The 19,431-nt window shown below is 70.4% G+C and carries 22 protein-coding genes; 18 read left to right on the top strand and 4 right to left on the bottom strand.

Features of this window, described 5'->3' with window-relative positions:
* The first annotated feature begins 37 nt into the window (after positions 1 to 37).
* The 4 genes from NAF06_RS01885 to NAF06_RS01870 are packed head-to-tail and all read left to right on the top strand — an operon-like array spanning position 38 to position 4,501.
* Positions 38 to 877 (top strand): 2,3,4,5-tetrahydropyridine-2,6-dicarboxylate N-succinyltransferase, encoded by an 840-nt coding sequence (locus NAF06_RS01885; protein WP_008581610.1) that lies wholly within the window; start codon positions 38 to 40, stop codon positions 875 to 877.
* The gene (gene lysA, locus NAF06_RS01880; protein ID WP_251106174.1) at positions 874 to 2,289 is read left to right on the top strand and encodes a diaminopimelate decarboxylase; all 1,416 of its coding nucleotides are present in this window, start codon (positions 874 to 876) and stop codon (positions 2,287 to 2,289) included. Before NAF06_RS01885 ends, lysA begins: the two co-directional genes overlap by 4 nt.
* Positions 2,286 to 3,236 carry a diaminopimelate epimerase gene (gene dapF, locus NAF06_RS01875; RefSeq protein WP_008581608.1) on the top strand — a complete coding sequence of 317 codons (951 nt, stop codon included), beginning with the start codon at positions 2,286 to 2,288 and terminating at the stop codon, positions 3,234 to 3,236. The genes lysA and dapF overlap by 4 nt, the downstream gene beginning before the upstream one ends.
* Positions 3,233 to 4,501, top strand: a complete 1,269-nt coding sequence (locus NAF06_RS01870) for a M20/M25/M40 family metallo-hydrolase (protein WP_008581607.1) — start codon at positions 3,233 to 3,235, stop codon at positions 4,499 to 4,501. The genes dapF and NAF06_RS01870 overlap by 4 nt, the downstream gene beginning before the upstream one ends.
* A 72-nt stretch (positions 4,502 to 4,573) precedes the next feature.
* On the opposite strand, the gene NAF06_RS01865 is transcribed toward NAF06_RS01870, so the two are convergent.
* Positions 4,574 to 5,071, bottom strand: a complete 498-nt coding sequence (locus tag NAF06_RS01865; protein ID WP_008581606.1) for a LabA-like NYN domain-containing protein — start codon at positions 5,069 to 5,071, stop codon at positions 4,574 to 4,576.
* A 117-nt stretch (positions 5,072 to 5,188) separates the two neighbouring features.
* Here NAF06_RS01865 and NAF06_RS01860 point away from each other — a divergent pair, with 117 nt between their 5' ends.
* The 3 genes from NAF06_RS01860 (at position 5,189) to NAF06_RS01850 (ending at position 8,751) form a co-directional block, all read left to right on the top strand.
* Complete coding sequence (locus tag NAF06_RS01860; protein ID WP_008581605.1) at positions 5,189 to 6,292, top strand: AI-2E family transporter; 1,104 nt, start codon at positions 5,189 to 5,191, stop codon at positions 6,290 to 6,292.
* 477 nt (positions 6,293 to 6,769) lie between these two features.
* Positions 6,770 to 7,936, top strand: coding sequence for an FtsZ/tubulin family protein (locus NAF06_RS01855; protein WP_008581604.1), 1,167 nt, complete (start codon positions 6,770 to 6,772; stop codon positions 7,934 to 7,936).
* Positions 7,937 to 8,016: 80 nt separating this feature from the next.
* Positions 8,017 to 8,751 (top strand): profilin-fold protein, encoded by a 735-nt coding sequence (locus tag NAF06_RS01850; protein WP_008581603.1) that lies wholly within the window; start codon positions 8,017 to 8,019, stop codon positions 8,749 to 8,751.
* A 1-nt stretch (position 8,752) separates the two neighbouring features.
* On the opposite strand, the gene NAF06_RS01845 is transcribed toward NAF06_RS01850, so the two are convergent.
* Positions 8,753 to 9,490, bottom strand: coding sequence for a DUF7344 domain-containing protein (locus NAF06_RS01845; RefSeq protein ID WP_008581602.1), 738 nt, complete (start codon positions 9,488 to 9,490; stop codon positions 8,753 to 8,755).
* Between the two features lie 333 nt (positions 9,491 to 9,823).
* Here NAF06_RS01845 and NAF06_RS01840 point away from each other — a divergent pair, with 333 nt between their 5' ends.
* Together NAF06_RS01840 and NAF06_RS01835 are read left to right on the top strand one after the other, a co-directional pair.
* Positions 9,824 to 11,371, top strand: a complete 1,548-nt coding sequence (locus NAF06_RS01840; RefSeq protein WP_008581601.1) for a PGF-pre-PGF domain-containing protein — start codon at positions 9,824 to 9,826, stop codon at positions 11,369 to 11,371.
* A 123-nt stretch (positions 11,372 to 11,494) separates the two neighbouring features.
* On the top strand, positions 11,495 to 12,673 hold the full coding sequence (locus NAF06_RS01835) for a 5-(carboxyamino)imidazole ribonucleotide synthase (RefSeq protein ID WP_008581600.1): 1,179 nt from the start codon (positions 11,495 to 11,497) through the stop codon (positions 12,671 to 12,673).
* Between the two features lie 15 nt (positions 12,674 to 12,688).
* Here NAF06_RS01835 and NAF06_RS01830 read toward each other — a convergent pair whose 3' ends face one another.
* Together NAF06_RS01830 and NAF06_RS01825 are read right to left on the bottom strand one after the other, a co-directional pair.
* Positions 12,689 to 12,940 carry a type II toxin-antitoxin system HicA family toxin gene (locus tag NAF06_RS01830; protein WP_049908572.1) on the bottom strand — a complete coding sequence of 84 codons (252 nt, stop codon included), beginning with the start codon at positions 12,938 to 12,940 and terminating at the stop codon, positions 12,689 to 12,691.
* A 1-nt stretch (position 12,941) separates the two neighbouring features.
* Complete coding sequence (locus tag NAF06_RS01825; protein ID WP_008581598.1) at positions 12,942 to 13,211, bottom strand: type II toxin-antitoxin system HicB family antitoxin; 270 nt, start codon at positions 13,209 to 13,211, stop codon at positions 12,942 to 12,944.
* A gap of 162 nt (positions 13,212 to 13,373) precedes the next feature.
* Between NAF06_RS01825 and purE the strand changes: the two genes are divergently transcribed.
* The 9 genes from purE to nuoK all read left to right on the top strand — a co-directional run bounded on the left by purE (position 13,374) and on the right by nuoK (position 19,431).
* Positions 13,374 to 13,982, top strand: a complete 609-nt coding sequence (gene purE / locus NAF06_RS01820) for a 5-(carboxyamino)imidazole ribonucleotide mutase (RefSeq protein ID WP_008581597.1) — start codon at positions 13,374 to 13,376, stop codon at positions 13,980 to 13,982.
* A gap of 154 nt (positions 13,983 to 14,136) precedes the next feature.
* Entirely contained in the window at positions 14,137 to 14,553 is a 417-nt protein-coding gene (locus NAF06_RS01815) for an NADH-quinone oxidoreductase subunit A (RefSeq protein WP_006629678.1), read from the top strand.
* Complete coding sequence (locus NAF06_RS01810) at positions 14,553 to 15,251, top strand: NADH-quinone oxidoreductase subunit B (RefSeq protein ID WP_049908570.1); 699 nt, start codon at positions 14,553 to 14,555, stop codon at positions 15,249 to 15,251. The genes NAF06_RS01815 and NAF06_RS01810 overlap by 1 nt, the downstream gene beginning before the upstream one ends.
* Positions 15,248 to 16,912: an NADH-quinone oxidoreductase subunit D gene (locus NAF06_RS01805; RefSeq protein ID WP_008581595.1), complete on the top strand. Its 1,665-nt coding sequence runs from the start codon at positions 15,248 to 15,250 to the stop codon at positions 16,910 to 16,912. The genes NAF06_RS01810 and NAF06_RS01805 overlap by 4 nt, the downstream gene beginning before the upstream one ends.
* Positions 16,912 to 17,985: a complex I subunit 1/NuoH family protein gene (locus NAF06_RS01800; RefSeq protein WP_008581594.1), complete on the top strand. Its 1,074-nt coding sequence runs from the start codon at positions 16,912 to 16,914 to the stop codon at positions 17,983 to 17,985. Before NAF06_RS01805 ends, NAF06_RS01800 begins: the two co-directional genes overlap by 1 nt.
* A gap of 1 nt (position 17,986) precedes the next feature.
* Complete coding sequence (locus tag NAF06_RS01795; RefSeq protein ID WP_006629674.1) at positions 17,987 to 18,448, top strand: NuoI/complex I 23 kDa subunit family protein; 462 nt, start codon at positions 17,987 to 17,989, stop codon at positions 18,446 to 18,448.
* Between the two features lie 43 nt (positions 18,449 to 18,491).
* The gene (locus NAF06_RS01790) at positions 18,492 to 18,758 is read left to right on the top strand and encodes an NADH-quinone oxidoreductase subunit J (RefSeq protein ID WP_006629673.1); all 267 of its coding nucleotides are present in this window, start codon (positions 18,492 to 18,494) and stop codon (positions 18,756 to 18,758) included.
* Positions 18,755 to 19,114, top strand: coding sequence for a hypothetical protein (locus NAF06_RS01785; RefSeq protein WP_008581589.1), 360 nt, complete (start codon positions 18,755 to 18,757; stop codon positions 19,112 to 19,114). Before NAF06_RS01790 ends, NAF06_RS01785 begins: the two co-directional genes overlap by 4 nt.
* Positions 19,111 to 19,431 (top strand): NADH-quinone oxidoreductase subunit NuoK, encoded by a 321-nt coding sequence (gene nuoK, locus NAF06_RS01780; protein ID WP_006629671.1) that lies wholly within the window; start codon positions 19,111 to 19,113, stop codon positions 19,429 to 19,431. The genes NAF06_RS01785 and nuoK overlap by 4 nt, the downstream gene beginning before the upstream one ends.

Below are 19,431 nucleotides of genomic sequence, written 5' to 3'. Positions count from 1 at the left end.
GACGAATAAATACCATCACTCATCTAAACGTCATCCAATGAGCCTCGAAGCCGACGTATCCGACCTCTGGAACCGCTATCAGGACGGGCTGACCGCCGCCGACGCCACCGACGCGGACGCGGCCGTGATCGACGAGTTCCTCGCCGCCCTGGAGGCCGGCGAGGTCCGCGCCGCCGAGAAGACCGGCGACGACGTGACCTCGTGGGAGGCCAACGAGTGGGTCAAGCGGGGCATCCTGCTCAACTTCGGTCTGCGCGAGACGGAGGCGCGCGAGTACGGCGGCGTCACCTACCACGACGTGCTCCCGCTGCGCGACACCGCGGACCTCGGCGAGCGCGGCACGCGGAACACGCCCGACGGCACGACGATCCGGCGCGGCGCGTACCTCGGGAGCGACTGTATCATGATGAGCCCCTCGTTCGTCAACATGGGCGCGTACGTCGGCGACGGCACCCTTGTCGACTCCTGTGACACGGTCGGCTCCTGCGCGCAGCTCGGCGAGAGCGTGAAGCTCGGCGCGAACACGCTGATCGGCGGGGTCCTCGAACCGGTCGAGGACGCGCCGGTCGTGATCGAGGACGGCGTCTCGCTGGGCGCGGGCTGTCGGGTCACCTCGGGGTTCCGCGTCGGCGAGAATTCGATCGTGGGAGAGAACACCCTGCTGACTCCCCGGATCCCCGTCTACGACCTCGTCGAAGAGGAAGTGATCTACGGTCACCTCCCGGCCGACCGCCGGGCGTTCACGCGGATGGTGGAGTCGTCCGTCGGCGACCACGACCTCTTCGAGGGCGGCGCGTACAAGCCCGCGGTCGTCGCGACCCACGTCGAGGAGGAGACGCTGGAGGCGACGCGACGGGAGGACGCGCTCCGCGAATGAGCGGGACCGAACCGGTCGGAGAGAACCCCCCGGTCCGGCGCGTGAGCGACTGGGACGCCGCCCGCCTGCGCGACCTCGCGACCGAACACGGAACTCCCCTCTACGTACAGGACCTCGACCGGGTCCGCGAGAACTGCGAGCGCCTGCTCGCGGCGTTCCCGGACGCCGACGTGCGGTACGCGGTCAAGGCCCACACCGGCCGGGCCGTGCTCGAAGCGGTCCGCGACGCCGGACTCGACGCGGAGTGCGCCTCGGCGGGCGAGGTCGACCGCGCGCTCGCGGCCGGCTTCGACGGCTCTCGGCTCCACTACACCGCGGTCAACCCGCCCGCCCGCGACCTCGACTACGTCGCCGAGGTCGCCGAGGCGAACCCCGACCTGACGGTCACCGCCGGCGCGGTCGACACCCTCGACCGCCTCGCCGAGCGCGGGTACGACGGCCGGGTCTGCGTCCGGGTGAACCCCGGCGTCGGCGCGGGCCACCACGAGAAGGTCACCACCGGCGGGGCCGCGAAGTTCGGGGTCCCGCACGACCGCGCCGCGGCGGTCGCCCGGGAGGCGGCCGAGCGGTTCGACGTGGTCGGGATCCACGCGCACGCCGGCTCCGGCATCGATCCCGACCAGCTGGACAGCCACCGCGAACTGGTCGCGCGGATGGGCGAGCTGGCGCGGGACCTGATCGACCCCAGCGACCGCGACGCCGACCCCATCGATCTGGAGTACGTCGACGTCGGCGGCGGCTTCGGGGTCCCCTACGAGGAGGCCGCCCCGCCGCTCGACCTGTCGGCGGTCGCCGAGGCGACGCGCGAGGCGGTCGCCCCGCTGCCCGCGGGCGTCGACCTCGCGGTCGAGCCGGGTCGCTACGTCGTCGCCGACGCCGGCGTGCTGCTGACGCGGGTGAACACCGTGAAGCCGACCCCCGACGAGACGGTCGTCGGCGTCGACGCCGGGATGACGGACCTCCTTCGGCCGGCGATGTACGACGCGTACCACCCGATCCGCAACCTCGGCGGCGGGCGAGACCGCGACGGGGGCGAGGGCGGAGACGGGACCGCCGCGCCCGCCCCCGCCGAGCGGGAGGCAACCCCTGTCACGGTCGCCGGACCTATCTGTGAGACCGGCGATGCGCTCTGTAGGAACCGAGCGCTCGCCGACCCGGTCCGGGGGGACCTCCTCGCGGTCGGGGTCGCGGGCGCGTACGGATACGAGATGGCGAGCCAATACAACTCACGACCGCGGCCGGCGGAGGTCGCGCTCGACGACGGTACCGCGACGACCGCCCGCCGCCGGGAGACGCTCGGCGACCTGACGGTCGTCGAGCGGGAGGCGGCCACCGACCGCGACGGACCGGCGACCACCGACCGCGACGGACCGGCGACCACCGACCGCGACGGACCGGGGGCGGAGCGATGAGCGTCCACGCCGTCCCGTTCGAGAAGTACCACGGCACGGGCAACGACTTCCTCGTGGTCGACGCGGCCGCCGAGGACGTCGGCGACCGCGCGGCGTTCGCTCGCGCGCACTGCGACCGCGAGACGGGCGTCGACGGTGCGGACTTCGAGACCGGGAGCGAGGGCGACGAGGACGACGCCGGGCGGCGCGGTGCCGACGGCGTCCTCTTCCTCAGCATCGAGGAGCGGTTCGACCCGACGCGCGTCGTGATGACGCTGGTCCAGCCGGACGGCTCGACCGCGACGATGTGCGGCAACGGGGCCCGCGTCGTCGCGCGGTGGGCCCACGACCGGACGGGCGACCGCGAGTTCATGATCGACACGCAGGCCGGCACCCGGCGCGCGACGGTGACCGCCGACGGAACCGCGGCCACCATCGAGATGGGCGAACCGACGTTCGACCCGCGCCGCGTCCCGGTCGCTCGCGAGGGCGCGCTCGCGGACGAGCCGCTGGTCGACGAACCGGTCGCGGGACTGACCGTCACCGCCGTCAACACCGGCGTCCCGCACGCGGTCGCGTTCGTCGACGGCGGCCGCGACGACCCCGAGGGGATCGGCGCGGTCGACCTCGACGCGGTCGCGCCGCCGGTCCGGCGCGCCGACGTCTTCCCGGAGGGCGCGAACGTGAACCTCGCCGCCGTCGTCGACGACGGGAGCGGCGACGGGGCCGCGGTCCTCGACCAGCGCACCTTCGAGCGCGGCGTCGAGGGCGAGACGCGCTCCTGTGGCACCGGCGCGGTCGCGGTCGTCGCGGCCGCCCGCCGGCTCGGGCTGATCGACGGCGACGCCGCGGTGAGCCGCCCGCCGGGCGGGGAACTGGAGATCACCGTCCCCGACGCGGGCCACGCGACCCTCACCGGGCCGGTCGCCCACGAGTTCTCGGGGACGCTCCCGGCCGATCCGCGATGAGCGGGGAGAGCGGTTCCGACTTCGACTCGGACATCGGGCCCGAATTTGACCCGGTCTCGTTCCTCGAAGACGCGGTTCGGATCCCCTCCCACGAGTCGGTCGAGGAGATGCGCGATTTCGTCGTCGAGACGCTCGACCGCCGCGACGCCGACCCCGAGGTCGTCGCGGACGGCTGCGTCCTCGCGGAGAAGCGGTCGCCGGCCCCCGAGGCCGGTCCGCATCTCGTGTTGAACACGCACCTCGACACGGTGGCCCCGCACGTCCCGTTCGAGCGGGGAGAGGCGCGCGCCGACGAGCGCGGTGGGGCCGCGCCGAGCGAGTCGGACGCGTCGGACGAACCGGGCGCGGCGGACGTGATCCGCGGACGCGGGGCCTGCGACGCGAAGGGGCCCCTCGCGGCGCTCCTGTCCGGATTCCTTGCCGCCGAGCCCGAACGCGGCCGCCTCACGCTCGCGCTCACGCCCGACGAGGAGGCGCTGTCGCTCGGCGCGGCGGCGCTGACCGGGCGGCTCCCGGGGACCGACGACCGGCTCGACGGCGACCTGTTCTTAGTCGGAGAGCCGACCGGACTCGACGCGTGTACCGCCGCGAAGGGGCGGTTTCAGGCGACAGTCGAGCTGTCGGGGACCGCCGCGCACGCCGCGGAGTTCGCCGGCGCGAACGCGGTCGCGGCCGCGGAGGACGCGCTCGCCGCGGTCCGGACGTTCGACGACGGGGCCGACGCACACCCGCAGCTCGGCCCGCCGAAGCTCACGCCCACGGTCGTCGAGGGGGGAACGGCGACGAATCAGGTCCCGGCGGACTGTGCGATCACGGTCGACCGGCGGAGCGTCCCACCGGAGAGCGCCGAGGGGTTCCGGTCGTCGCTCGCGGAGGCGGTCCGGGAGTCGCTCGCCGACGCCGCCGGCGACCGCGACGGCGTCGACGCCGCCGTCGCGCTCACCGACCGCGAGTCGCCGTTCCTGGCGGCGTTCGCGACGGACCCGGACCACGAACTCGTCGAGGCGGTCGCCGCCGGGGCGCGGAACGCGGTCGACGCGGTCGGCCTTCCCGCCGACCGCGGCGGCGACGCTCGCCCGTTCGGCGCGGCCACTGAGGCGTCGTACTTCGCGCCCGCCCCGACGGTCGTGTTCGGTCCCGGCGACCTCGCGGACGATTCCGGGGCGGTCGCGCACGCGGAGCGGGAGTACGTCCGGGTGCGAGAGGTGGAGGCGGCCGCGGCGACGGTCGCGGACGCGGTTGCGGCGCTGCTCGGCGACGAGTAGTCGACGGGAGGTAGCGTCGATGGGGGGCGAAATCCCCCGAGCGCGCGACCGACTACAGCGGGAACGTCTCCGTTACAGCAGGAACGTCTCCTCGTCCTCGGTGAGGTCGACGAAGTCGTCGGCAGCCTCGATCAGCTCGTCGGCGGCGGAGTTGCCGAACCCCATCGCCTCGACGCGGACGCCCTCGTGGCGGAGGTGCGAGCAGAGCCGCGCGAAGTCCCCGTCGCCGGTACAGAGGACGACGGTGTCGACGTGGCTCGCCAAGGAGACGGCGTCGAGGCTCATCCCGAGGTCCCAGTCGGCCTTCTTCGAGCCGTCGGCGAACGTCTTGATCTCCTTGATCTTCGTCTCGAAGCCGATGTCGCGGAGCGCCTCGAAGAAGCTCTCCTCCTCCGGGGAGTCGGCGCGGATCACGTACGCGATGGCGCGGACGAGCGACCGGTCGGCGACGGCCCCTTCGAGCAGGCCGGAGTAGTCGATTTTACGGGAGTAAACGCTCTGTGCCGAGTGGTACAGGTTCTGCGAGTCCGCCAGCACCGCGACGCGCTGGTCCGGGTGAATGTCGCTCATGCGTCCCCCTTCACTCCCCGCCGTTAGGGGCTTTGGGATCGCCGCGACGGCGCGCTCGGTCCCGCGGTCCCCGAACCGACCACCATGGTTTATGTCGGGCGCTGGCGACCGTGGCCCATGGAGGAAAAGCGGTTCGTCGTCGCCCTCTTCGGCCTCGCGGTCGCGCTCGTCGCCGGCTTCGTGGCCTACCGGTTCGTCGCCCCGCTCACCGTCGCCGTCTTCCTCTACTACTCGACGCGGCGCTTCTACCACCGGATCGAACGCTTCCGGCTGCCGCCCCGGGTCCGCGCGGTGGTGTCGCTGTCGGTCATCGGCGTGCCGCTCATCGGGCTGGTGAGCTACACGCTGGTGTTGCTCATTCTCGAAGCGCGGCAGTTCATCGACGAGTACCCGGTGGCCGATACCATCGGCGCGGAGGACTCGGTGATCGGTGACCTCGCGGAGCTGTCGAACCCGACGATGGACGAGCTAATCTCAGCGTACCGGTCGGGGCAGTTCGACCCCCTCATCGACCTCGTCTCCGAACAGGCGTCGCTGTTGGCGAGCACGGCCTCCGGGCTCGCTCTGAACCTGCTCATCACCGTCGTCGTCACGTACTACCTGCTCATCGACGGCTCGAAGTTCCACGACTGGCTGCTCACCTTCGACGACGACGCGATCGTCCGCGAGTACCTCGAAACGGCGGACGACGAGCTGGAGGCGGTGCTGTACGGGAACCTCCTCAACGTCATCGCCATCTCGATCATCGCGGTCGTCACCTACCTCGGGTACAACGCGGCCGCGCCGGCGGCGGTCGAGATCCCGTACCCGACGCTGGCCGGCGCGCTCACGGGGGTCGCAAGCCTCATCCCCGTGATCGGGATGAAGATCGTCTACGTCCCGATCGCGGCGGCGATGTCGATCCCGGTCGCGCTCGACGGCGAGGTCGCGCTGCTCGCGTACGTCGCCGGGTTCCTCGCGGTCGCGATCGTCGTCGTCGACACCATCCCCGACATCGTCCTCCGGCCGTACTTCAGCGGCGAGACGACCCACGTCGGCCTGCTCATGCTCGCGTACATCTTCGGGCCGGTCGTGTTCGGCTTCCACGGCCTGTTCCTCGCGCCGATCATCCTCGTGTTGGCGCTGACGTTCGCGGACACCGCGCTGTTGCGCCTGCTCGGCGTGGAGCCGGACCCCGGCCCCGAGATCCCGGACGGGCAGCGACGGCTCGACGAGTTCTGACCGGATCGGTTTCGAGACGCGGCGCTACACTCGGTCGAAGCCCCAGCCGCTTGCTACGACGAAACTGACGGTGTGACTGAGACGACCGAAGCCCTAGCCGCTCGGCTGTACGTGCCTGTTTTTGTCGGGAGCAACTTTGTGACAGAGACGGCCGAAGCCCCAGCCGCGAGGCGGGCGTACGCTCGTTGCGCTCCTCGTCGCTCACTCCGTTCGCTCCTGCGGTGCTTACATCGCCTACGACCGCCTCGCGGCTGCCCCTTCGAGTCCCGCCCCGCGACCGCCCCGCACCTCACGCCTCCCCAGCCTCGCGGCTCCCTTCGGTCGCCGCGTCCCTCGCGCGGCGCTGCTTCGCGGTCGCCGGTGGCGACCGATCGCAGGCGCGCGCCACCGCGGTCCGTGGCGAGTGATCCTCGTCGCTCTCGACCCTCGCTCGCGGCGAGCCGAAGTCATATATCCCCGCTCGCCGACCGGCGACGTATGCGACTACACGTCATCGGCCTCGGCGGGGCCGGGGTGCGGATCGCCGACCGGCTCGCCGCCGACCACGACGACGACCCGTTCCTCGCGGGCGTCAAGGCGTTCGACTCCGACATGGACGCGCTGGGGGCGCTCAACGCGCTCGGCGAGGAGCGCCGGTACCGCTTCGGCGACGCGGCGGGCGGGGATGGACTCGGCGGCGACCTCCACGCGGGACGCCGCCTCGGCGACGCGCACGCGAGCGAACTCGGCAGGGAGATGGACGATCAGCGGCCGTCGCTCGCGGAGGCGTTCCTGATCGTCGTCGGGCTCGGCGGCGCGGCCGGCGCGGGCGCTGCGCCCGCGCTCGCCGAGGAGCTCTCGCGGCTCTACGACGCCCCAGTCTACGCGTTCGGGTTCCTCCCGACCCCGAGCGAGACCGAGGAACCGGACGGCGAGGGGGCGACGAGCGCGGCGGCCGGGAGCGCCGCGCCGGGGACCGAGGCTGAGCCGGCGACGCCGCACCGCCCGCTGGCCGAGCGCAACGCGGCGCGGACCCTCGACGCGCTGTCGGACCGCTGCGCGGCGGTGTTCCCGTTCGACAACGCGGCGTGGCTCCGCCCCGGCGAGACGCTCGGCGGGGCCCGCGACCGGCTCAACGGGGTCGCCGCCGAGCGGATCGCGGCGCTGTTCGGAGCCGGCGAGACGCCGGAGGGGACGGAGACCCCGCAGCAGGTGCTCGACGCGAGCGACGTCGCCCGGGCGGTGGGCAGCGACGGCGAGATCGCGGCGATCGGCCACGCGACGCAGGCGGTGGAGTCCCCCGAGGGCGGGTCCCGCTTCGGTCTCGGGCTGTTCGGCTCCTCGGAGCCGGCGGAGGTGGACACGAGCGCGGCGGTGTCGGCCATCGAGACGGTCATCCGGAAGGCGGCCCGCGGGAAGAACACGGTCGAGGTCCCCGACGGGCGGGCCGACCGGACGCTGCTCGTGGTCGGCGGCCCGCCCCCGTGGCTCAACCGGGAGGCGATCGCCGACGGGCGGCGCTGGCTCGCCGGGGAAGCTGGTTCGGACGCGATACTGAGCGGCGACGCGCCGGTCCCCGGCGGCGACGCGGTCTCCGCGGTCGTCGTCCGGTCGGGCGTCGACGAGCCGGAGCGACTCCGCGAGATCCGCGAGACGATCCGGTGACGGCCCCTCACGCGAACGCCGGGAGGGGCGCGGCCTCGTCTACCCGAACCGATTAACCCCGTGGCGCGCCCAGTAAGACCGTGACGACGCAGGCAGACCTCGGGATCGACGTCGACGTCCGCGACGCCGCGGCGGTGGCGGAGCGCCGCGACGACCTCCTCGCGGCCGTCCGCGACCACGCCGGTCGGATCGCCTACCAGCTCGCGACGCTTCAGGGGGGCGACTACGGCCGCGAGACCCTCTCGACGCCCGGCGGCGAGTGGACGGTGAAACACGAGGCCGGCGAACTGGAGTTCCTCCTGTTCTCGCCGAACTCCGGTTCGGACACGTACGTGATATCGACGAAGCAGCCGCCCGAGCCGGACGACCTGGCCGACGCCCTCGACGACTACGCCGCGTTCGTGGCGGCGTGGAACGACTACGTCGCGTCGCTGTCCGGCGTCCTCGACGGCGTGAGCGCCGACTTCCCCGAGCCGGCGACCACCGACGGCGTGGTGGCCGAGCGCGACCGCGTCCTCGACGAGATCCGCGACACCTGCGCGGTCATCGCCGGGGAGGTGTACCGGTACGAGAGCGACGACTACGGGACGTTCACGGCCCGCGTCGCGGGCGACCGCTGGGAGTTGAAGTACGACGAGGGGGCGGTCTCGTACCTCCGGATCGGCGGCTCGGGCGGACTGTACCTCCTGTCGCAGTACGAGTCCCCCTCAGCGGCCGACGTGCGGGAGTACGCGGACCGGTTCCGCGGGTTCGTCGAGGCGTACAACGAGTTCGTCGACGGCCTCGAAGCCGACCTCCGGAGGATATCCGTCTGAGTCACCGGTCCGTCCCGTCCGCGGCGCTCAGGAGGTCGCCGAGGCGGACCGGGTATCTGCGGGAGACGACCGCCGCGTAGGCGGTAACGGAGACCGCGACGCTCACCCCGACGACGGCTCCGAACTCGGTCGGGGTGAGCGAACCGAGCACCGGCGCGCCGAGCGCCCACCCGACGCCGACGACGCCCGTGACGGCCGCGAGCGCGCCGGCGACCGCCCGCGCGACCGCCCTCGAGTCGATCGCCAGATCGAGGAACCGCTGTCGCTCGGCGGCGGGGACCGCCTCGACGGTCGACTCCTCGCGATCGAACGCGACCGCGCCCGCCTCGCTCATCACCGGGCAGTGGTGCTGGTACAGCGACGCGTACACGCTCTTGCGCTCCTCGCTCGTGACGGCGGCCGGGTCGACCCCGCGTTCCCGGGCCGCGACCTCCCGGGACGCGTCGGCGAGGTCGACGGGGCCGTCGCGGCGGTGGAGCAGCGCCCACAGCAGCCGCCGTCGCCGGTTCCCGAGGATTTCGAGGAGGTCGCCGCGCTCGACGACCCGATCCGACCCGCCCGGACCGAGCGTTCCGTTCCGCGCACGCGGCCCCGGTTCGTCCGCGTCGCCACCACCGATCCCGCCGACGTCGCCTTCGCCGCCGGCACTACCGCCGCCGCCACCGGCGTCACCGTCGCCGCCGTCGGGGCGACAGCGGGGGTTCCGGCCGCCCGCCCCATCCGTGCCTATTGGTAACATGACATCCCGTACGGCCACCCCGGTCTAATGTATTAGCCGATATGCTTGCGAACATGAGGGATTGTTCGCGCCCTCGTTCGGTCTCGGTCGACCTCCCCTCGCGACCGTCCGCCGCTCTCGCTTCGCGTCGCAAGCGTCGCGGATCCCGCAGACGCCGCGGCGTCGCCGCCCGCCGAAACGACCCGTTACCCCGCGTCCCGGTCCGGTAATCCGTCGTAGCAATCGGTTAATAACTACTTACACCGGAACCCTGCTGTCGGGCGTCCCTCCCCCGCAACGTCCGGGCGTCCCCGCTCGGGTCGCCCCGTTCGAACCGGTGTGGGACGTTCCCTCATGACACGAACACGCTCGACACCGATCGCGGTCCTCGTCGCATCGCTACTGGTCGTCTCCGCGGTCGCCGTCGCGCCCGCGGCCGTCGCGCAGGACGGACCGCCGCCGACGCCCGCGGCCTACTTCGGCGACGTGACCGTCGACGGGGAGCCGGCCCCCGAGGGCGTCGAGATCACCGCGCACGTGGGCGGCGAGCGGCGCGGGAGCCTCACCACGACGCAGTCCGGCGCGTACGGCGGATCGTCCGCGTTCGACCAGAAACTCGTCGTCGAAGGGACGAGCGACGACGTCGGTGCGACCGTCGAGTTCCGCGTCAACGGCGAGGTGGCCGAGACGGACGAGCCGGTCGAGTGGGAACCGGGCGAGGTCCGGCGCGTCGACCTCACGGTCGGCGAGGGAAGCGACGGCGGAGACGGAAGCGGCGGCGGCTCCGACGGCGGAGACGGAAGCGACGGCGGTTCGGACGGCGGCGACGGAAGCGACAGCGGTTCGGACGGCGGCGACGGAAGCGGCGGCGGTTCGGACGGCGGCGACGGAAGCGACGGCGGCGACACCGCCGACACCGGCGGCGGCGGTGCCGTCGCGCCGCCGCCGAGCGGCGACACCGTCGAGACGACGGCCGCGTCGGTCGAGATGGCGAACGACACCGCGACGCTCAGCGCGGCGAGCGTCGACGCCGGCGAGGTCGTCGAGGCGGACCTCCCGAGCGGGGCGGTGGCGTCGTCGAACGCGACGCTCTCGGCCCTGTCGGTCGCCGCGTCGTCCGACATTCTCTCGTTCGATCTCGACGTGACGCCGATGGAGCCCTCCGAGATCCCGGACGACGTGCGCGGTCACGGGAACGCGGAGACCGTGTCGGCGTTCGAGATCTCCTCGGACACGTTCGAGTCCGACGCGGTCGAGAGCGCGGAGATCCGCTTCGAGGCGGACATGTCGGCGTTCTCCGACGCCGAATCGCCCGAGGAGGTCGCGCTGTACCGCTACGCCAACGACCAGTGGCGCGAGCTGCCGACGACCTACGAGGGCGACGGGAGCTACGTCGCCGAGACGCCCGGGTTCTCGTACTTCGCCGTCGGCGGCCCGCAGTCCGACGTGACGGTCGCGGACGCCTCGCTCGGGGCCGAGGAGGTGGCACCGGAGCGCGCGACGGAGGTGGCCGTCGAACTGCGGAACGCCGGCGACGCCGAGGGGACGACGAACGTCGACCTCCGGATAAACGACGAACTCGTGGACGACCGGACGATAACCGTCCCCGCTGACGCGACCCGACGCGTCACGTTCACGCCGCAGTTCCCCGAGCCCGGCGAGTACGAGGTCGCCGTCGGCCCGACCGAGGTCGGGACCGTCTCCGTCGTCGAACAGACGGCTTCCGACGGGGAGTCGACCGAGGGTGCCGACCCGTCGGGCGGCGGCGCGGGCGACGCCGACGGCCCCGGCGACGGCGGCTCGCCGCTGGAGGGGTTCGGAATCGGCCTCACGCAGGTGGTCGGCCTCGTGAGCCTACTCCTCGTCGTGGTCGGCGGGTCCCTGCTGTTGCGTCGGGAGTAGTCCGGCAACGGGAATCCCGACGACGGCTTTCTCGCCTTGTTCAGGGAGATCGATCCGCGTTTGTGCGTATTCGCTGCTGGTTTTGGTAATACTTATTCACCGGTGTCCAGTACTGGCTCCCACATGTCGATCACTCTGCCGGGACCGACGCTCGGGGTCGTCGGGGGCGGACAGCTCGGCCGGATGCTGGCCGAGGCCGCCTCGCCGCTCGGCGTCGACCTCGTCGTGTTGGACCCGACGCCCGACTGTCCGGCGGCGACCGTCGCGGCCGACCAGATCGTCGCCGACTTCGACGACGCGGACGCGATCGGCGACCTCGCGAGTCGCGTCGACGCCCTGACGTTCGAGATCGAACTCGCCGACCCGGACGTCCTCGCGGCCGCGAGCGAGGCGCACGGCGTGCCGGTCCATCCCGACCCCGAAACGCTGGAGACCATTCAGGACAAGCTGGTCCAGAAGGAGGCGCTCGCGGACGCGGGGATCCCCGTTCCCGAGTTCGTCGCGGTCGCGACCCCCGAGGGGCTCGAACGCGTCGTCGAGGAGTTCGGCGGCGTCATGCTGAAGGCCCGCGAGGGCGGCTACGACGGCCGCGGAAACGTCCCCGTGGAGACGCCGGACGCGGCCGCGGCCGCGCTCGACGAGGTCGGCGGGGCCGCGATGGCCGAGGAGTTCCTCGACTTCGAGCGCGAGATCGCGGTGATGGGGCTGAAGGGGGCCGACGGCGAGACCCGGACGTACCCCGTCACGGAGACGGTCCACCGCGAGGAGATCCTCCGCGAGAGCGTCGCCCCCGCCCGCGCCGACGACGCGGTCGTCGCCGAGGCCGAGTCGGTCGCCCGCGACGTGCTGGACGTGCTCGACGGCCGCGGCGTCTTCGGGATCGAGCTGTTCGAGACGCGCGACGGCGACGTGCTGGTCAACGAGATCGCGCCGCGCCCGCACAACTCCGGCCACTGGACGATCGAGGGCGCGCGCACCTCGCAGTTCGAGAACCACGTCCGCGCGGTCCTCGGCTGGCCGCTCGGCCCGACCGACCTCGTCGCGCCCGCGGTCACCGCGAACGTGCTCGGAGATGTCGACGAAACCGAACCCGCGACGCTCCGGAACGTCGAGACCGTCCTCGGTGCGCCCGACGCCGACCTCCACTGGTACGGGAAAGCGGACGTGTACCCGCTCCGGAAGATGGGCCACCTCACGGTGACGGACGCCCAGTCGGACCCGGGCGCGGTCTCGGTCGACGAACGCGACGCGCTGCTCGACCGGGCGCGGGAGCTGCGGGACGGGCTGACGTTCGAAGCGTAGCCGCGGACGCCCCGGTCACGCGTGACGGTCGATCCAGTCGCAGAACGCTTCGAAGTCCTTTGCGCCCGCGTCGTCTGCGACGCTCCTGAGGGTCCCGATGCGAAGTTCGTCGTGTAGCGGGACCGTCACCCGTCGACGATCGGACTCGTTCGTCGGGTGTTCGTAGTACAACTGCGCGTGGTCCCCGGTGGTGCGACGCCACTCGAATCCCCCTTCGTTGACGAGAACTCTAACGACTTCTCGTCCCGAGAACTGTCGCCGAGCCACGCTATTCGAGAACGTCCGGCGGCGCGTCGTCGCCCGTCTCGTTCGCGTCGGGATCGATCCCGAACTCCCGGAGTTCCTCGTCGGTTGGCCCCTGCCCGGCCTCGTCGCGACGGAGCGCCACCGCGTCGTCGAGGTTCGTCAGCGCCTCGTCGCGAGTGGACCCCTGCGTCGTGACGCCGGTCTCGACGTCGGTCGCGACCCACCCGTCCCCCTCGCGCCAGAGACGGATCTCGTCTTCGCGTGGGTCGCCCTCGCGAGCGGAACTTGCCATGATATCTAGTTGGGCGATTCCGTTGATAAGGTTTCGGCGAAACCGGTGTAACGACTTCGACAGCTTCGGCCGTCCTCGAACCGACCTCTCGATACCGGGTAACGGTGGTCCACGCTCGCCGCATCCGGGAGTTCCATATGGCTCTCCGCCGAACGCTCGACCGTGACCACGGTACAAGACCTGATCGATCGGCTCGAAGCGGAAGCGGCGGCCGACGCCGACCGCACCACGACCCCCGACGTGGGGATCATCATGGGGTCGGACTCCGACCTCCCCGTCATGGAAGACGCCTACGACGCCCTCGACGACCTCGGCTTCGCGGAGCAGACGGACTTCGGCGACCCGCCGGACGCGCGGTTCACCTACGAGAGCTACGTCGTCTCGGCGCACCGCACCCCCGAACTCATGTACGCGTACGGGGAGACGGCGACGGAGCGGGGCCTCGACGTGATACTCGCCGGCGCGGGCGGGAAGTCGGCCGACCTGCCGAACATGACCGCGTCGATCGCGTACCCCGTCCCCGTGATCGGGGTGCCCGTTCAGGAGAAGTCGGTGGACTCCGTCATCGGCATGCCGACTGGCGCGCCGATCGTCGCGGTCGACGCCGGCAAGTCGTACAACGCCGCGCTCTCGGCCGCGCAGGTGCTCGCGCGCGAGCACGACGCCGTCGCCGAGCGACTGGTCGACCTCCACGACGAGCAGAAGGCGGGCGTCGCGGACGTCTCGGCCGATCTCCACGACCTCGGCGTCGACGGGTTCCGCGAGCGGTAACGGAACGTGTTCGGCTCCGGGGTCCGTCCGCGGCCGCCGCCGTAGTTCCCGTATCTCCCGCGAACTGCCGACATCGGCCCGAACGCCCCCGGACGCACAAGACTCAACGCTTATGAGGGGGCGGTCCAAACCCCAGCACGTTACGGAGACCTATATGAGCGATTGGATAGCGATTGGCGCCTTGGCGGTCGTCGGCCTGCTCATCCCGATAGCGATGATGACAGTGTCGGCGCTGCTCCGTCCGAGCGTGCCTGAGACCGGCAAAAGTACCACCTACGAGTCCGGCGAGACCCCGACGGGCGGGACGCGGATCCGGTTCAACATCCAGTACTACATGGTCGCGCTGTTGTTCGTCGTGTTCGACATCGAGACCGTGTTGCTGTTCCCGTGGGCGGTCATCTACCGCCCGGCCGTCCAGGCCGGCGTTCCGATGGCCGACCTGCTGTGGCCGATGTTGGCGTTCGTCGGCGTTCTCGCAGTCGGACTCGTCTGGGCGTGGCGGTCGGGGGCAATCAGCTGGGCCCGCAGCCCCCGCGCGACCAGCAGAAAGACGACGGAGGAACTCAACTAATGAGCAGCGATCAACCGTTTATCACCGACGAATCGCAGGTCGTAACCGAAACCCGAGATGCCCGGATGAGCGGGCAGGGAGACCGGTTCAACTCCCGGCTCCGGGAGGCGTTCGGCTCCTCGCCGTTCATCCTCACCAAGTTCGACAAGTTCCTGAACTGGTGTCGGGGCTCCTCGATGTTCATGCTGCAGTTCGGGATCGCCTGCTGTAGCATCGAGATGATGCACACCTACGCGGTGAAACACGACCTCGACCGCTTCGGGTCGGGCGTCCCGCGCGCCTCGCCGCGGCAGGCCGACGTGATGATCGTCCCCGGGACGATCGTCTCCAAGTTCGCCCCGCGGATGAAGCGCGTCTACGACCAGATGCCGGAGCCGAAGTTCGTCGTCGGCATGGGCTCGTGTACCATCTCCGGCGGCCCGTTCCAGGAGGGGTACAACGTGATCAAGGGGGCCGAGGAGGTCATCCCGATCGACATCCACGTCCCCGGCTGCCCGCCCCGTCCCGAGGCGCTCGTCTACGGCGTCGTGAAGCTACAGGAGCGCGTCGCCAACGGCGAGGCCGCGCCAGTCACCGTCAAGCCGTACGAGCTAGAGGAGTTCTCGGACCTCGAACGCGACGAACTCGTCGACAAGCTCACCGACCAGATCGACGACGACGAGCTCGTCATGCGGTACAACTTCGCTGATTCGCCATGAGCCTCGAACGACCGGACACCACCGACGACGCGGCGATCGAGCGCACGCCCGACGAACTTGAGGCGCTGCTCGGCGACCTCGTCGTCGCCCGCGACGACCACCTGAACGCCCCCGGCTTCGTCATCCGGCCGGACACCGTTCAGGAGACGCTCCGAACCCTGAAACAGCAGGCGGGGTACGACCACCTCTCGGTCGTCTCCGCGCAGGAGTACGAGAACCGCTACGAGTCGATCTACCACCTGAAGAAGTACGACGACCCGACGCAGGAGGTCAGCGTCGTCGTCCCCGCCGACAAGGACGACCCCGTCTCGGAATCCGCGGAACCCGTCTTCCGCACCGCCGACTGGCACGAGCGGGAGGCGTACGACCTGATCGGCGTCGAGTACGAGGGCCACCCCGACCTCCGTCGGATCCTGCTCCCCGAGACGTGGCAGGGCCACCCCCTGTCGATGGACTACGACAAGGACCGGCCCCAGATCGCCACGCTGCCGGAGCACGCGAACCCGCTTGAGGACCATCACAGAGACGAGGAGTCCGACACGATGTTCCTCAACATCGGGCCGCACCACCCGGCGACCCACGGCGTCTTACACCTGAAGACAGTCCTCGACGGCGAGCAGGTCGTCGACGTCGAGCCGGACATCGGCTACCTCCACCGCAGCGAGGAGCAGATGGCGCAGTCGGGCACCTACCGCCACCAGATCATGCCGTACCCGGACCGCTGGGACTACATCTCAGCGGGGCTGCTCAACGAGTGGGCGTACGCCCGCGCGGCCGAGGACCTCGCGGACATCGAGGTCCCGGAGTACGCGCAGGTCATCCGCACGATGGGCGCGGAGATGTGCCGGATCGCGGCGCACATGCTCGCGCTGGCGACGTTCGCGCTCGACATCAACGGCGACTTCACGGCGACGTTCATGTACGCCATCAACGACCGCGAGCGCGTCCAGAACCTCCTAGAGGATCTGACGGGCCAGCGGCTGATGTTCAACTACTTCCGGCTCGGCGGCGTCGTCTGGGACCTGCCGGAGGACCGCGAGGCGTTCTTCTCCGACACCCGGGACTTCCTCGATCAGCTGCCGGAGTCCGTCGAGGAGTACCACAACCTCATCACCTCCAACGAGATCTTCCAGATGCGGACGATCGACACCGGGATCCTGCCGCCGGAGGTCGCGAAGAACTACGGCGCGACCGGGCCGGTCGCCCGCGGATCGGGCGTCGACTACGACCTGCGCCGCGACGACCCGTACGGGTACTACGACGAGCTCGACTGGGACGTCGTCACCGAGGACGGCTGCGACAACTTCAGCCGCCTGCTCGTCCGGATGCGCGAGGTCGAGGAGTCCGCGAAGATCATCGAACAGTGCGTCGACCTGCTCGAGGACTGGCCCGAGGACGAGCGGAACATCCAGGCGAACGTGCCGCGCACGCTGCGCCCGGACGATGACGCCGAGATCTACCGCGCCGTCGAGGGCGCGAAGGGCGAACTCGGCATCTACATCCGCTCGGACGGGACCGACAAGCCGGCTCGGTTCAAGATCCGGTCGCCGTGCTTCTCGAACCTCCAGACGCTGCCGGAGATGGCGAACGGGGAGTACATCCCCGACGTGATCGCCGCGCTCGGTAGCCTCGACGTCGTTCTCGGGGAGGTGGACCGCTGATGGGTACGGCACCGGCACAGCTGTTCCCCGAGTTCATCGTCGACACGCTCGGGCTCGACAGCGTGATCGGCGAGGTCGCGGCGTCGCTCGTCGCCGCGTTCGTCGTCGGTAACATCATCCTCGCGTTCACCGGCGTCGCGGGCCCGTGGGCGAAACGGAAGATCACGGCCGCGTTCACCGACCGCATCGCGGTCGACCGGATCGGTCCCTACGGCCTGCTCATCATCCCGGCCGCCGCGGTCCAGCTGCTCGCGAAGGAGCTCATCATCCCCGAGGGCGTCGACCGTCCCTCGTGGGACATCGCGCCGATCCTCCTGCCGGCGTCCGCGCTGCTCGGCTTCTCCGTCATCCCGATGGGGCAGATCGGCCCGATCAACCTCCACCTCGCGGACCCGGAGGTCGGGTTCGCGCTGGTGTTCGCGTTCGCGTCGATCGCGTCCGTCTCGCTGGTGATGGCCGGCTACGCGTCGAACAACAAGTACTCGCTCCTCGGCGGCCTCCGCGCCGTCGCGCAGAACCTCGCGTACGAGATCCCGCTCATCGTCACGGCGATGTCGGCGGTGATCTTCGCCGGCACGCTCCAGATGAGCGGCATCGTCGGCGCACAGACGGAGACGCTGGCGACGATCGGCGGCGTCGCCATCCCGTCGTGGTACGCGTTCGTCAACCCGTTCGCGTTCGTGCTGTTCCTCACGGCGAACATGGCCGAGATCGGACGGAACCCGTTCGACATCCCCGAAGCGCCGACGGAGATCGTCGGCGGGTACCAGACGGAGTACTCCTCGGCGTACTTCGTCCTGTTCTACCTCGGGGAGTTCGTCCACATCTTCCTCGGCGGTGCGATCCTCGCCGTGACGTTCCTCGGCGGCGCTTCCGGACCGGGCCCGGAGAGCATCGGCTTCATTTGGTTCGTGGTGAAGATCTGGGGCTTCTTCCTGTTCACGCAGTGGGCCCGCGCGGCGATACCCCGCGTCCGGATCGACCAGCTGATCGAGATCGGCTGGAAAGGTATGCTGGTGCTGTCGTTCGCGAACCTGGTGCTCACGGCCGTAATCGTGGGGGTGATCGCGTAACATGATTGGACTCATGAAATCCATGGCGACGACGATGAAGCACGCGCTGGACGGGAAGACGTTCACGGTGGAATACCCGGAGGACGCGCCCGAAGTGAGCCCGCGGTTCCGCGGGGTCCACAAGTTCAGCCAAGAGCGGTGTATCTGGTGTCGGCAGTGCGAGAACGTCTGCCCGAACGACACCATTCAGATCGTTCAGGACGACCAGCGCAACGGCGAGCAGTACAACCTCCACATCGGCCAGTGTATTTACTGCCGGCTCTGCGAGGAGGTCTGCCCCGTCGACGCCATCCTCCTGACGCAGAACTTCGAGTTCACCGCGGACACGAAAGACGACTTCGTCTTCAACAAAGAACAGCTCAAGAACGTCCCCTGGTACAAGGGGATCGACCCGCTGGAGTCCCGCAATCCCGACCGCGGCGCGTGGATCGGGGAGGGCGACGGCGAGGTCGACTACCAGTAGCGTCTCGAAATCTTCAAAGGGGTTCTCATAGGAGACACACACAATGGTTGAAGTCACCATCGCGTTCGGGCTGTTCGCCGCGGTCACGCTGGCGTTCGCCCTCGGGGTCGTCCTGGCGCGCGACGTGTTCCACGCCGCGCTGCTTCTGGGCGGAGCCCTCACGAGCGTCGCGGTGCATTACGTGATGCTGCGGGCGGAGTTTATCGCCGCCATGCAGATCCTCGTCTACGTGGGCGGGGTCCTCATCTTGGTCACGTTCGCCGTGATGCTCACGCGATCGGATTCTGAAACGGAGGTGAGTCGCGCGTGAGCAACGACGAGAGCCGCGGGTCGAAGATTGCGCCCGCAATCGCTGTCGGCGCGCTGTTCGCCGTGCTGGCCGCGACGGTCAACGCGGCGGCGTTCGACGCCGAGGCCGCCGGCTTCCCGGCCGACGCCTCGGTCGTCCACAACATCGGCTACTCCCTGTTCAATCTCGGGACGTACGACGTCGCGACGATCGGAGCCGAGGGGTTCCTCGCTGCCTTCCTGATCGCCGCCGTCGCGCTCGACGTCGCGGTCGACGGGGCCGTCTACCTCGCGAAGCGCGAGGAGGACGGTTCTATCGTCTCCGCGGTCGGGCAGGTGCTTACCGACGGCGGGCGCGACGGAGGTGAGCGGCGGTGACCGCCATCGCCGCGTCGATTCCGCCGTCGTGGTACCTGCTGTTGGCGTCGGCCATATTCTGTATCGGACTGTTCGGCGTGCTGACGCGACGGAGCGCCCTGTACTTCCTCATGAGCGTCGAGCTCATGATGAACGCGGCCAACATCAACTTCGTCGCGTTCGCGCTGTACTACGGCGACCTCACGGGGCAGGTGTTCGCGCTGTTCGTCATCGCGCTCGCCGCCGCCGAGGTCGCCATCGGTATCGGCATCATACTCGTGTTATACCGCAACTTCGGCACGACAGACGTGACTGTTCCCGCGGAGATGAGGTGGTAA

Source organism: Halorubrum hochsteinianum (assembly GCF_023702125.1).
Taxonomy (GTDB): Archaea; Halobacteriota; Halobacteria; order Halobacteriales; family Haloferacaceae; genus Halorubrum; species Halorubrum hochsteinianum.
The sequence above is the reverse complement of the archived record's forward strand: the minus strand, read 5'-3'. Positions and strand labels throughout refer to the sequence as shown.